Genomic DNA, 13,025 nt, shown 5'->3' with positions numbered 1-13,025 from the left:
TGGGTTGATAGGCCGGAGGTGGAAGCACAGCAATGTGTGTAGCCGACCGGTACTAATAGGCCGAGGGCTTGTTACCTACAACGATCTGCGCGTCCACTGTGAGGTTCCCGAGATACGAACGGGAACCACCCACCACACACCCCGGTGTGTTGGTGAATGGTTTTGATATCTCCATAGAGTTTCGGCGACCATGGCGAGAGGGAAACACCCGGTAACATTCCGAACCCGGAAGTTAAGCCTCTCAGCGCCGATGGTACTGCCCCCGGGAGGGGGTGGGAGAGTAGGACGTCGCCGGACAATTTCTAGTGCGCGAGGCCGCCCCAACACACCGGGGCGGCCTCGCAGCCATTTCACGGGCACGCATGTCGCGCCCACGCATGAGAAGGGCCCACCACGACACCGTGGTGGGCCCTTCTCGTCGTTGTCGGGCGGGGTCAGAGCCGCTCGGCCACCCAGTCCAGGCAGTGGGTCACCCGGCGGACGTCGTCGGGCTCGATCGCCGGGAACATCGCGACACGCAGCTGGTTGCGGCCCAGGCCGCGGTAGCTGTCGACGTCCACGATGCCGTTCTCCCGCAGGATCCCCGTGAGCGTCTTCTGGTCGACGCCGTCGAGGTCAATCGTGCCCACGACCAGGGAGCGCTGGGACGGCTCCGGCACGAACGGAGCCGCGAACTCGGAGCGCTCGGCCCAGTCGTAGAGGATCGTCGACGACTCGGTCGTGCGGCTGACCGCCCAGTCCAGCCCGCCGCGGTCGTTGAGCCAGCGCACCTGGTCGTCGAGCAGGAACAGCGTCGCGAGCGCGGGCGTGTTGTAGGTCTGGTCCTTGCGCGAGTTGTCGATCGCCGTGGGCAGGTCGAGGAACCCTGGCACGTAGCGGCCGTCCGCCTTCAGCTGCTCGGCCCGCTCGATCGCGGCCGGCGACATGATCGCCACCCACAGCCCGCCGTCGGAGGCGAAGGACTTCTGCGGGGCGAAGTAGTAGACGTCCGTCTGCGTCAGGTCGACCGGTAGACCGCCGGCGCCCGAGGTCGCGTCGACCAGCACGAGGGCGTCGTCGTCCGCCCCGGTCACGCGCTGCACCGGCACCATGACGCCGGTGGAGGTCTCGTTGTGCGCCCACGCGTAGACGTCGACGCCGGCCTCGGCGACCGGCACCGGGTGGGTCGACGGGTCCGACTCGAGCACCGTCGGGTCGGCCAGGAAGGGCGCGCGCTGGGTCGCCGTGGCGAACTTGCGCGTGAACTCGCCGTGCACGAGGTGCTGTGCCTTCTCGCGCACCAGCCCGAAGGTCGCGGCGTCGAAGAACGCGTGCGAGCCGCCGACGCCCAGGACGACCTCGTAGCCGTCGGGCAGCGAGAACAGCTCGGCCAGTCCGGCGCGGATGCTGCCCACGACGCTGCGGACGGGCGACTGGCGGTGGGAGGTGCCCATGAACGAGGTCCCGGTGGCCGCGAGCGCGGCGAGCGCCTCGGGACGCACCTTGGAGGGGCCGGAGCCGAAGCGGCCGTCGGCGGGAAGGAGCTCGGTGGGGATCTGCACGTCGTCATTCTCGCAGGCGACCGGCAGTGCACTACCTCACATGCCGACCCGCGGGACGCTCCGTACGATGCCGCTATGGTCCCCGAACCCCCCGTCGACGCCGACGCCCTGGAGATCCCGCTCGCCGAGGGCGCCCAGCACACTCGCGAGGAGTGGGAGAAGGCCACGGCCGCGGTGCTGCGCAAGTCCGGTCGCCTCGGGGACGACGCCCCGGACGCGGACGTGTGGGGCCGGCTCGCGACCACCACGCTCGACGGCATCGCCGTGACGCCGCTGGGGACCGCCGACCTCGTCCAGCGCCTCGGCGACCCGGGCCTGCCGGGCCAGGCGCCCTACACCCGCGGCGCGAGGGTCAAGGCGCCCGAGGACGCGTGGGACGTCCGGGCCTGCTTCGCCGATCCCGATGCCCGCACCACGACCGAGCACGTGGTGACCGACCTCGAGAACGGCGTGACCTCGCTGTGGCTGCAGGTCGGCGACGGCGAGATCGCCCCGAGCGACCTGGCGCAGGTGCTCGAGCCGGTCTTCCTCGACCTCGCGCCCGTGGTGCTGGACGCGCCCACCGCGCCGGTCGACGCCGCCCAGGCACTCGTGTCGGTGCTCGCGGACAAAGGCGTGCAGGCGGCCGCCGGCACGTCGCTCGGCGCCGACCCGATCGGGAACCGGCTGCGCAGTCACGGCGTGACCGAGCTGGACGTCGTGGACGAGGTCGCCTCGCTGGCCGTGCGCGCCGGGGTGCGCGCGATCGCCGTCGACGGCACCGCCGCGCACGACCTGGGGGCGTCGGACGTCCAGGAGCTGGCCTACGTGCTGGCCGCCGGTGTCGCCTACCTGCGTCTGCTCACCGACGCGGACTCGACGACCGGGCACGACGCCGACACCGCCGCCGGGCTGCTGGAGTTCCGCCTGGCCGCCACCGACGAGCAGCTGCTCACCATCGCGAAGCTCCGCGCGGCCCGCCGGCTGTGGGCGCGTGTGGCCGAGCTCAGCGGCATCGCCGAGGCGCACCGCGGCATGCTGCAGCACGCGGTCACGTCGCGGCCGATGATGACGAAGTACGACCCCTACGTGAACATGCTGCGCACCACGGTCGCCGCCTTCGCGGCGGGCGTCGGTGGCGCGGAGTCGGTGACCGTCCTGCCGTTCGACGAGCGGCTGGGCCTGCCCGAGCCGTTCAGCCGCCGCATCGCCCGCAACACGTCCAGCCTGCTGATCGAGGAGTCCCACGTCGGCGCGGTGACCGACCCGGCCGGCGGGTCGTACGCGATCGAGAAGCTGACCGACGACCTGGCCCGCGCGGCCTGGGACCTGTTCGGCGAGCTCGAGGCCGCCGGCGGCGTGCCGGTCGCGCTCGACCTGCTGCGCGAGCGCATCGGCACGACGGTCTCGGACCGGGCGCTGCTGGTGGCCCGCCGCAAGCGTCCGATCACCGGCGTCAGCGAGTTCCCGAACCTGCGCGAGGAGCTGCCCGAGCGGCGCCCCTCGGCGTCCACCCGGCCGCAGCCGCACCGGTACGCCGCCGAGTTCGAGCAGATGCGCGACGAGCCGGTCGGCCAGCCGGTCTTCCTGGCCACCATGGGGCCCATCGCCCAGCACACCGCTCGCGCGACGTTCGCCAGCAACCTGCTGGCGGCCGGCGGCATCGACGTCATCGTGGCCGGCGCCACCGACGGAGCCGAGGCGGTGGTCGGGGCCTACGCCGAGGCCGGACGCCCGCCGGTCGCCGTGCTGGCCGGCACCGACGCCGCGTACGGGGAGTGGGGCGCCGACCTGGTCGCCGCGCTCCGCGAGGCCGGCGCGACCCGCGTCGTCCTGGCCGGCAAGCCCGCCGCCGTCGAGGCCGAGCTGGACGACTCCGCCGCCGCCGGGCTCGACGCCCTGGCGTTCCTGCGCCGCACCCGAGAGGCACTCGCATGAGCATCCCGAAGAGCTTCGCCGGACTCCCGCTCGTCCCCGAGCAGCCCGTCACCCCGGACGCCGAGGCGCTCGCCGCGGCGACCGCCGGGCACCCGGCGTGGGCCTCGCCCGAGGGCATCGACGTCAAGGGGCTCTACACGCCCGCGGACGTCGAGGGCCTGGACGCGCTCGACACCTACCCGGGCCTGACCCCGTTCCTGCGCGGGCCGTACCCGGCGATGTACACGACCCAGCCGTGGACGATCCGCCAGTACGCGGGCTTCTCCACCGCCGAGGAGTCCAACGCGTTCTACCGCCGCAACCTCGCGGCCGGCCAGAAGGGCCTGTCGGTCGCATTCGACCTGGCGACCCACCGCGGCTACGACTCCGACAACCCCCGCGTCGTCGGCGACGTGGGCATGGCCGGCGTGGCCATCGACTCGATCTATGACACGCGCACCCTGTTCGACGGCATCCCGCTGGACCGGATGAGCGTCTCGATGACGATGAACGGCGCCGTGCTGCCGGTGCTGGCGCTCTACATCGTGGCCGCCGAGGAGCAGGGCGTGAAGCCCGAGCAGCTGGCCGGGACCATCCAGAACGACATCCTCAAGGAGTTCATGGTCCGCAACACGTACATCTACCCGCCGGCCCCGTCGATGCGGATCATCTCCGACATCTTCGCGTTCACCGCCCAGCGGATGCCGCGGTTCAACTCGATCTCGATCTCCGGGTACCACATGCAGGAGGCCGGGGCGACGAACGACCTCGAGCTGGCGTACACGCTCGCCGACGGCGTCGACTACATCCGCGCCGGCCTCGACGTGGGCCTGGACATCGACGCGTTCGCGCCGCGGCTCAGCTTCTTCTGGGCCATCGGCATGAACTTCTTCATGGAGGTCGCGAAGCTGCGCGCCGCCCGGGCCCTGTGGGCGCGCCTGGTGAGCGACTTCGACCCCAAGAACCCCAAGAGCCTGAGCCTGCGGACGCACAGCCAGACGTCCGGCTGGTCGCTCACCGCGCAGGACGTGTTCAACAACGTCGGCCGCACCGCGATCGAGGCGATGGCCGCGACGCAGGGCCACACCCAGTCGCTGCACACCAACGCGCTGGACGAGGCGATCGCCCTGCCGACCGACTTCAGCGCCCGCATCGCGCGCAACACCCAGCTGCTGCTGCAGCAGGAGTCCGGCACGACCGACGTCATCGACCCGTGGGGCGGCTCGTACTACGTCGAGAAGCTCACCCACGACCTGGCCAACCGGGCGTGGGCGCACATCCTCGAGGTGGAGAAGGCCGGTGGCATGTCCAAGGCCATCGAGGCCGGCATCCCCAAGATGCGCATCGAGGAGGCCGCGGCCCGCACCCAGGCACGCATCGACTCCGGCCAGCAGGCGGTCATCGGCGTCAACACCTACCGGCTGGCCGACGAGGACCCGCTCGAGGTGCTCAAGGTCGACAACAAGGCGGTCTACGCCTCCCAGGTCGCGAAGCTCGAGCGGCTGCGGGCCGAGCGCGACGGCGACCAGGTGCGCCGCACGCTCGAGGCGCTGACGAACAGCGCCGAGCGGGGAGCGTCCCGCGACGGCTCGCTCGACGGCAACCTGCTGGCGCTCGCGGTGGACGCCGCGCGGGCCAAGGCGACCGTCGGCGAGATCTCCGACGCGCTGGAGAAGGTGTACGGACGTCACCAGGCGGTCATCCGTACGATCTCGGGTGTGTACCGCTCCGAGGCCGGTGGCGCCGGCAACGTCGAGGCCGTGATCGCGGAGACCGAGCGCTTCGAGGAGGCCGAGGGACGCCGTCCGCGCATCCTGGTGGCCAAGATGGGCCAGGACGGGCACGACCGCGGGCAGAAGGTCATCGTCTCGGCGTTCGCCGACATGGGCTTCACCGTCGACGTGGGCCCGCTGTTCTCCACGCCGGAGGAGGTCGCCCAGCAGGCGGTCGACGCCGACGTCGACATCGTGGGCGTCTCGTCGCTGGCGGCCGGGCACCTGACCCTCGTGCCGGCGCTCAAGGAGGCGCTCGCCGAGCTGGGACGGCCGGAGATCATGATCGTCGTCGGCGGTGTGATCCCGCCCGACGACGTCCCGACGCTGCTGGAGATGGGCGCGGCGGCGGTCTTCCCGCCCGGTTCGGTCATCGCGGACTCGGCCCTGGACCTGCTCGACAAGCTCGCCGCACAGCTCGGGCACTGAGCCCGTGCCCCGGACGATCGACGTCGCCGAGCTCGCCGCGGGCGTCCGTGCCGGCCAGCGGGCGGCGGTGTCGCGCGCGATCACGCTCGTTGAGTCGCGCCGGGCCGACCACCGGGCCCTGGCCCGCGACCTGCTCGCCGACCTGACGCCGGACGCCGGGGGAGCGGTGCGGGTCGGCATCTCCGGCGTGCCCGGCGTGGGCAAGTCGACGTTCATCGAGGCGCTCGGCATGCACCTGGTCGAGCGGGGCCAGAAGGTCGGCGTGCTCGCGGTCGACCCGTCGAGCGTCCGCACCGGCGGCTCGGTGCTTGGCGACAAGACCCGCATGGCCCGTCTGTCCGCGCACTCGCAGGCGTACATCCGCCCGTCCCCGACCGCCGGGACGCTCGGCGGCGTCGCCCGGGCCACGGCCCAGGCGATCACCGTGCTCGAGGCCGCCGGCTACGACGCGGTGCTGGTCGAGACCGTGGGCGTGGGCCAGTCCGAGATCACGGTCGCCGGGATGGTCGACAGCTTCCTGTTCCTCACCATCGCGCGCACCGGCGACCAGCTGCAGGGCATCAAGAAGGGCATCCTGGAGATCGCCGACGTCATCGCGGTCAACAAGGCCGACGGCGAGCGTGTCACCGAGGCGCGAGCCGCGGCCAAGGAGCTGTCCGGCGCGCTGCGGCTCGTCCACGCCGGTGGCCAGGGCTGGGTGCCGCCGGTGCTCACCTGCTCGGCGGTCGAGGGCACCGACATCGACACCGTCTGGCAGCGCGTGCTGCGCCACCGCGAGTTCCTCGGCATCGCCGGGCTGCGCGACAAGCGGGCGCAGCAGCAGCTGGACTTCGCCTGGGCGCTGGTGCGCGACGAGCTCGAGCAGCGGCTCGCCAACGACCCCGAGGTGGCTCGGGTCCGCGACGAGGTGCGGGCCGAGGTGCTGGCCGGACGCATGCCGGCGGCCACCGCGGCCGACCGCATCCTCGCCGCCTGGGACGCGTAGCTCCCTGAGCCCGGACGCACGACGGCCCCGGCACCCTCGCGGGTCCGGGGCCGTCGTGGCTCAGCGGGTCAGGCGTGCGCCCAGTCCGGGTTCCAGCCCTCGACCTCGTCGGCCGCGCGCGAGGCGGGACCGGTGTAGACGGCCGACGGACGGATGAGGCGTCCGGTGCGCTTCTGCTCCAGGATGTGCGCGCTCCAGCCGGCGGTGCGGGCGGAGGTGAACATCGCCGTGAACATGTGCGGCGGGATCTGCGCGTAGTCCAGGACGATGGCCGCCCAGAACTCCACGTTCGTCTCCAGCACGCGGTCGGGACGGCGCTCGCGCAGCTCGGCCAGGGCGGCCTGCTCGAGCGCCTCGGCGACCTCGGCCCGCGGGGCGTTGAGCTCCTTGGCCGTGCGGCGCAGGGTGCGGGCGCGGGGGTCCTCGGCGCGGTAGACGCGGTGGCCGAAGCCCATGAGGCGCTCGCCGCCGTCGAGCAGCTTCTTGACGTACGCGCGGGCGTCGCCGAGCTGCTCGACCTCCTCGATCATGGTCAGCACGCGCGCCGGGGCGCCGCCGTGCAGCGGGCCGGACATGGCGCCGACGGCACCCGACAGGGCCGCCGCGGCGTCCGCGCCGGTGGAGGCGATGACGCGGGCGGTGAACGTCGAGGCGTTCATGCCGTGCTCGGCGGCCGAGACCCAGTAGGCGTCGATCGCCTTGACGTGGTCGGGGTTCACCTCGCCGCGCCAGCGGGTCAGGAAGCGCTCGGTGATCGTCGAGCACTTGTCGATCTCGCTCTGCGGCACGAACGGCTGGCCCACGCCGCGCGCGGCCTGGGCGACGTACGACAGCACCATCACGGCGGTGCGGGCGAGGTCGTCGCGGGCCTGATCGTCGGAGATGTCGTACAGCTGCTTCATGCCCCATGCGGGCGCGGTCAGCGCGATGGCGCTCTGCACGTCGGCGCGGATGTCACCCGAGTGCACGGGGATGGGGAACGGCTCCGCGGGCGGCAGGCCGGGCTCGTAGGCGCCGTCGACCAGCAGGCCCCAGATCTTCTCGAACGGCACGCGGCCGACGAGGTCGTCGATGTCGACGCCGCGGTAGCGCAGCGCAGACCCTTCCTTGTCGGGCTCGGCGATCTCGCTCTCGAACGCGATCACGCCCTCGAGGCCGTGGTGGACTTCAGTCATGGGCTCATCATGCCCTGCCCGGTCGTACCGTGTCCCCGTGGATCTCAGGCTCGCGCAGATGCGCACCGAGTACGCCCGCGAGGGACTCGACGAGCACGCCGCCGGGGACGACCCCGTCGCGCTGTTCCAGCGATGGCTGGACGAGGCGATGACCGCGGGCGTGCCCGAGCCCAACGCGATGTCCGTCGCGACGGCCACGCCCGACGGCGTCCCCTCGGCCCGCGTCGTGCTGCTCAAGGACTTCGACGAGCGGGGCGCGGTGTTCTTCACCCGCTACACCTCCCGCAAGGGCGAGGAGCTCGAGCGCAACCCGCGGGCCGCCGCCGTCATGCTCTGGCACCCGCTCCAGCGCCAGGTGCGCATCGAGGGCCGGGTCGAGCGGCTCGAGGCGGAGGCCTCGGACGCCTACTTCGCCTCCCGCCCTCGCGGCGCCCAGGTCGGCGCGGTCGCCTCGCCGCAGTCGCACGTCCTGGCCGGACGCGACGAGCTCGAGCGCCTCGTCGCCGACGCCGAGCGGACGTTCGAGGGTCGCGAGGTGCCGCGGCCCGGCGACTGGGGCGGCTACCGCATCGCCCTGGAGCGGGTCGAGTTCTGGCAGGGCCGCGAGAGCCGGCTGCACGACCGGCTCGTCTTCACCCCCGGCGACGGCGGCTGGGACCGGGTGCGTCTCGCCCCCTGAGCCTGGCCGTTCCGGGCCATGTCGCATAGCCCGAAATAACTACTGCCGCGACGGAAGTCAAGACTGCACCTGGGGCCCGGACGCGCCTAGCGTCGAGGGGACACACGAGCCAGGGGGAACCATGATCCGTCGCAGCATCGCCTCGATGGCCGGCCTGGGGGCGCTCGTCGCCGCCGGCCTGGCCGTCCCGTCGGCCGCGGGGGCCGCGCCCGACCCGGCATCCGCACCGGTCGAGCGCACCGCCGTCAGCACCGCCGCGCAGGAGCGCGCCGGGACCTACTGGACGCCGGAGCGGATGCGCCGGGCCCAGGACGCGGACGTGCTGGTGCGCGACGCCGCCCGGCGCGAGGCGTCCGACTCGTCCGACCGGGCCGTCGCCCAGGGCGCTCCGACGGTGGTCGGCGGCCGCACGGCGGCGCCGCGACCGAAGCGCCAGGCCGATGTCGACGGCGGGCTGTACTCCGGTGGCGGCACCGTGGCGCGCACGACCGGCAAGGTGTTCTTCACGCTGGCCGGCAGCGACTACGTCTGCTCGGGCAGCTCGACGCAGGCGGCGAATGAGAGCCTCGTGCAGACCGCCGGGCACTGCCTCAACGAGGGTCCCGGCGACTTCGCCACGAACTTCACCTTCGTCCCGGCCTACGACCGGGGCAGTGCCCCGTACGGGCAGTTCGCCGCCACCGAGCTGCTGACGACGACGCAGTGGGCCGACCAGGGCGACCTCGACTACGACGTCGGCTACGCCGTGGTGGGCCCGTCCGGCGGCCGGACGCTGGCCGACGCGGTCGGCGCCCAGGGCGTGGGCTTCAACCTGGCGCGCGGCGCCTACACGTACGCGTTCGGCTACCCGGCGGCCGCGCCCTACGACGGCGAGGAGCTGGCCTGGTGCCACGGCACCGTCGCGCAGGACACCTACGGCGGCAGCCAGGACCAGGGCCTGGTCTGCGACATGACCGGCGGCTCGTCCGGCGGCCCGTGGTTCAGCGGCTACGACGAGACGACCGGGCTGGGCACGCTGACCTCGGTCAACTCCTTCAAGTACAACCTCGGTCCGCAGCGCGACCGGATGTTCGGCCCCTACCTGGGCAGCGTGGTGCAGGCGGTGTACCAGCAGGCCCAGGGCTGAGCGCCCGGCGAGCGACGGGGACGGCCTCAGGTCGTCCCCGTCGCTGCGTCCGCCGCCCCTCAGTTCAGGACGGCGATGGCCGCGTTGAGCGTCGTGGCGTACAGCGTCCAGGCCAGGTACGGGACCATGAGCCAGGCCGCGGCCACCGACGAGCGGCGGAACCGCCACACGCACAGCGCGACCAGGACGTCGAGCACGAGGATGACCACGAGGCCGGGCCACAGCCACTGCAGCGCGAAGAACACCGGGCTCCAGGCCAGGTTGAACGCGAGCTGCGTCCACCACAGCCCGAGCCCGCCGCCACGACGCCAGACCAGCCAGGCGGCCACGGCCATGGCGACGTAGAGCACGGTCCAGACCGGTCCGAACACCCAGCTCGGCGGGTTCCACGGCGGCTTCTCGGCGTCCTGGTACCAGCCGGTCGTCTCGCCGGCGTTGGCCCACGCGCCGAGCGCGGCGACGACCGCGGTGGCCGCGAGCAGGCCGACCAGGACGAGCCACGGACGCGGCGATCGGCGGTCGGTGCGGGTGGCGACGTCGGCGGTGCTCATGCCCTCCACCCCAGCACGGGCCGCGGACGCCTGCACGTCCGTTCACCCGCGGGACGCGGCGGGTTGGCGTCCCCGACACGGGAACGGCGCAGCCTGGGGACGTGGTGGACGAGCTGACGGTCCTGCTCCTGGCCCTGGCGGCCGCGTTCGCCGAGTCCGGGCTCGGCCTCGGCGCGGTGGTGCCGGGGGAGACGTTCGTCGTCGTGCTGGCCGCGACGGCCGGTGGGGGCTGGGCGGCGGTGGCCCTCGGTGCCGCCGTGACCGTGGGCGCGTGCCTGGGCGACCACGTGGGCTACGTCCTCGGCCGCCGCCACGGCGACCGGCTGCGCCGCTCCCGCGTCGTGCAGCGCGTGGGCGTGCAGCACCTGGACCGGGCGACGGCCACGATGCGCCGGCACGGGGCCGCGGCCGTGGTGCTCACCCGGCTCGTGCCGGTCGTGCGGACGCTGACCCCGGCCGCCGCGGGTGCGTCGGGCCTGCCCTACCCCCGGTTCCTGGGCGCCTCGCTGTGCGGGTCGGCGCTCTGGGCGACGGTCTACGTCGGCGGCGGCAGCCTGGCCGGCGCCGTCGGCCACGCCCTGACGGACGTGGCCGGCCGCGCGGGCTGGCTCGTGCTGGTGGCCGTCGCGTCCCTCGTGGTGCCGCCGCTGCTGGTGCGCCTGCTCGGCGGACGGCGTCCGGGGGTGGCCGCCCCCGAGCTGGCCGCCCTGGAGCGGGACGTCGTGGTGCGCCGGCGGGCGTCGACGTCGCCGCTCATCGGCGACGTGCAGCTCTAGGCGAAGCGGGCGGGGTCGACCTCGATCCAGACCTGCTCGGCGCGACCCACGAGCGTCCCGGCGTCGTCGTAGAGCGCGGTGTCGGTGAGGAACTTGCGCCCGGACCGCTCCGCGAGGCGTCCGACCGACGCGTAGGTGCGGCCGGCGACCAGCGGCTCGACGACCTGGGCGGTCATGCGGCCCAGCACCATGACGTGCTCGGAGAAGTCGGCCGCCCATCCGCCCGGGCAGTCGAGCGCCGCCCAGGCCACCGGCGCGCCGAGCGTGCCGTCGGGCTCGGCGAACGCCTCGTGGGCGTGGAACGGGCCAGCCACCCGGTCGTCGCCGACCGGTCCGGTGAACAGCCGCAGGCCGTCGCCGTCGCCGCGCTGGGTGCCGCAGGTGAAGCAGCGGTCGAACGGGTGGTGGCGGAAGCCGGGGTACGCGGCGAGCCCCTGCTCGACCTGCTCGGCGGTGGGGGCGGCCGGCACGTCGCGGACGAACTCACCGTCCGCCGCCTCGCCGACGACTGTGCCGCCGTGGGTCAGCAGCCGGGTGTGGCCCTCGGCGTGCTCCCAGGTGAGCGGCGCGCCGAGCGGTGGCGGGACGCGCAGGGTGGCCGTGACCGGCCGGTCCGTCGCGTGCGCCTGGGCGAGCAGGCCGCTGACGTAGCCGCCGTTGCCCGAGCCGTCCGGTCCGTTGAACTGAGCCGAGATCGTCACCATGGCGCGAACCTACCGGTCGCGCAGGGCGGCCAGCCGGGCCAGCGCCTCCCGACGCTCGGCGGCGTGGTCGACCAGCGGGGGCGGGTAGTCCGCGGGCGGCTCGGGCATCTCCCACGGCTCGTGGACGAACCCGCGGGGGACGTCGGCGAGCTCGGGCACCCAGCGGCGGACGTACGCGCCGTCGGGGTCGAACTTCTTGCCCTGCGACACCGGGTTCATCACCCGGAAATAGGGCGCGGCGTCGGTGCCGCAACCGGCCACCCACTGCCAGCCGTGCTGGTTGTTGGCCAGGTCGCCGTCGACGAGGTGACCCAGGAAGTGGCGGGCCCCGTGCTGCCACTCCAGGTGCAGGTCCTTGACCAGGAAGCTGGCGGTGATCATCCGGACGCGGTTGTGCATCCAGCCCTCGGCCCGCAGCTGGCGCATGCCGGCGTCCACGATCGGGATGCCCGTGCGTCCCTCGCGCCACGCGTCCAGGTCGCCGCCGGGCTCGTCGTACTCCATGTGCGCGAAGCGCCGGTCGTAGTAGTCGCGGGCCGAGTCCGGACGCTCGTGCAGGACGCCGGCGTAGAAGTCGCGCCAGGCCAGCTGGCGCGTGTAGGCGCCGGCGCCGCGGGAGCGCAGCGGCGCCAGGTCGGCCAGCATCGTCCGCGGGTGGATCTCGCCCCACTTCAGGTGCACCGACATGCGCGACGTGCCCCGCTCGAGGGCCGGGACGTCGCGGGTGTCGTCGTAGTCGCGGACGTGGGCGTCCAGCCAGGTGCGCCAGTGCCGGCGGGCCGCGTCCTCCCCGGCGTCGGGCAGGTCGGTGCCGTCGGGCACGCGGGCGTCGGGGATCGCGTGCGTCCGGCCCGGCGGGGTCTGCCAGTCGACGGCGGCCGGGTCCACGTCCGGCGCGGGAGCCCGCCAGCCGTGCTCGGTCCAGGCCCGGTGGAACGGGGTGAACACCTTGAACGGCGTGCCGGTCTTCGTGCTCAGGCGGCCGGGGGCGACGGCGTACGGCGAGCCGGTGCGCACGAGCGCGACCCCGTCGTCGGCCAGCGCCCGCTCGACGGCCTCGTCGCGCCGTGCGCCGTAGGGGCCGTAGTCGGCGGCGACGTGGACGCTCGCGGCGCCGGCGGCCCGGGCCACGCGCGGCACCTCGGCGACCGGGTCGCCGTGCACGACGTGCAGGCCGCCGACGCGCTCGGACAGGTCGCGCAGGGACGCCGCCAGGTACGCGCGCCGGACGTCCCCGGCCGGGCCCCAGAGGGTGTCGTCGAGCACGAAGAGCGGGACGACGCGACCGTCCGCGGCCGCGATCGCGTCCACGAGGGCGGGGTTGTCGCCGAGCCGCAGGTCGCGGCGGAACCACAGGACGCTGGAGGGCACGTCACGACTCTGGCCGGTCC

Annotated in this window: 11 protein-coding genes and 2 rRNA genes; 8 read left to right on the top strand and 5 right to left on the bottom strand. The window is 73.7% G+C overall.

What is annotated here, in order from left to right; translation table 11 throughout:
* Both E0W78_RS10405 and rrf read left to right on the top strand, forming a co-directional pair.
* Positions 1-76 (top strand): 23S ribosomal RNA (locus E0W78_RS10405); the annotation flags it as partial.
* Between the two features lie 104 nt (positions 77-180).
* A 5S ribosomal RNA gene (gene rrf, locus E0W78_RS10400) occupies positions 181-297 on the top strand.
* A gap of 137 nt (positions 298-434) precedes the next feature.
* Here rrf and serC read toward each other — a convergent pair.
* The gene (gene serC, locus E0W78_RS10395) at positions 435-1,541 is read right to left on the bottom strand and encodes a phosphoserine transaminase (RefSeq protein WP_131403881.1); all 1,107 of its coding nucleotides are present in this window, start codon (positions 1,539-1,541) and stop codon (positions 435-437) included.
* Between the two features lie 75 nt (positions 1,542-1,616).
* Between serC and E0W78_RS10390 the strand changes: the two genes are divergently transcribed.
* Genes E0W78_RS10390 through meaB form a run of 3 tightly spaced genes read left to right on the top strand, consistent with a single transcriptional unit; the run spans position 1,617 to position 6,623 of the window.
* Positions 1,617-3,458, top strand: coding sequence for a methylmalonyl-CoA mutase family protein (locus E0W78_RS10390; RefSeq protein ID WP_131403880.1), 1,842 nt, complete (start codon positions 1,617-1,619; stop codon positions 3,456-3,458).
* On the top strand, positions 3,455-5,638 hold the full coding sequence (gene scpA, locus E0W78_RS10385; RefSeq protein ID WP_131403879.1) for a methylmalonyl-CoA mutase: 2,184 nt from the start codon (positions 3,455-3,457) through the stop codon (positions 5,636-5,638). Before E0W78_RS10390 ends, scpA begins: the two co-directional genes overlap by 4 nt.
* Before the next feature lie 4 nt (positions 5,639-5,642).
* Entirely contained in the window at positions 5,643-6,623 is a 981-nt protein-coding gene (meaB, locus tag E0W78_RS10380; RefSeq protein WP_131403878.1) for a methylmalonyl Co-A mutase-associated GTPase MeaB, read from the top strand.
* A gap of 68 nt (positions 6,624-6,691) precedes the next feature.
* Here the strand turns inward: meaB and E0W78_RS10375 are convergent, their stop codons facing one another.
* On the bottom strand, positions 6,692-7,798 hold the full coding sequence (locus tag E0W78_RS10375; protein ID WP_131403877.1) for a citrate synthase 2: 1,107 nt from the start codon (positions 7,796-7,798) through the stop codon (positions 6,692-6,694).
* A gap of 37 nt (positions 7,799-7,835) precedes the next feature.
* Here E0W78_RS10375 and pdxH point away from each other — a divergent pair, with 37 nt between their 5' ends.
* Both pdxH and E0W78_RS10365 read left to right on the top strand, forming a co-directional pair.
* Positions 7,836-8,477, top strand: a complete 642-nt coding sequence (pdxH, locus tag E0W78_RS10370) for a pyridoxamine 5'-phosphate oxidase (protein ID WP_165570471.1) — start codon at positions 7,836-7,838, stop codon at positions 8,475-8,477.
* Between the two features lie 121 nt (positions 8,478-8,598).
* Positions 8,599-9,603, top strand: a complete 1,005-nt coding sequence (locus E0W78_RS10365) for a hypothetical protein (protein ID WP_131403875.1) — start codon at positions 8,599-8,601, stop codon at positions 9,601-9,603.
* A 59-nt stretch (positions 9,604-9,662) separates the two neighbouring features.
* Here E0W78_RS10365 and E0W78_RS10360 read toward each other — a convergent pair whose 3' ends face one another.
* Positions 9,663-10,154, bottom strand: coding sequence for a TspO/MBR family protein (locus E0W78_RS10360; RefSeq protein WP_131403874.1), 492 nt, complete (start codon positions 10,152-10,154; stop codon positions 9,663-9,665).
* Between the two features lie 101 nt (positions 10,155-10,255).
* Here E0W78_RS10360 and E0W78_RS10355 point away from each other — a divergent pair, with 101 nt between their 5' ends.
* Positions 10,256-10,930 (top strand): DedA family protein, encoded by a 675-nt coding sequence (locus tag E0W78_RS10355; RefSeq protein ID WP_165570470.1) that lies wholly within the window; start codon positions 10,256-10,258, stop codon positions 10,928-10,930.
* On the opposite strand, the gene E0W78_RS10350 is transcribed toward E0W78_RS10355, so the two are convergent.
* Positions 10,927-11,634: a hypothetical protein gene (locus E0W78_RS10350; protein WP_131403872.1), complete on the bottom strand. Its 708-nt coding sequence runs from the start codon at positions 11,632-11,634 to the stop codon at positions 10,927-10,929. The two genes, E0W78_RS10355 and E0W78_RS10350, sit on opposite strands and share 4 nt — an antisense overlap.
* Positions 11,635-11,643: 9 nt before the next feature.
* Entirely contained in the window at positions 11,644-13,005 is a 1,362-nt protein-coding gene (locus tag E0W78_RS10345) for a deoxyribodipyrimidine photo-lyase (RefSeq protein ID WP_131403871.1), read from the bottom strand.
* Positions 13,006-13,025: the final 20 nt, after the last annotated feature.

It is taken from the genome of Aeromicrobium sp. IC_218, assembly GCF_004336805.1.
In the GTDB taxonomy this organism is placed as follows: Bacteria; Actinomycetota; Actinomycetes; order Propionibacteriales; family Nocardioidaceae; genus Aeromicrobium.
Note: the sequence above shows the minus strand (reverse complement) of the source record. Positions and strands in the feature narration are given on the sequence as shown.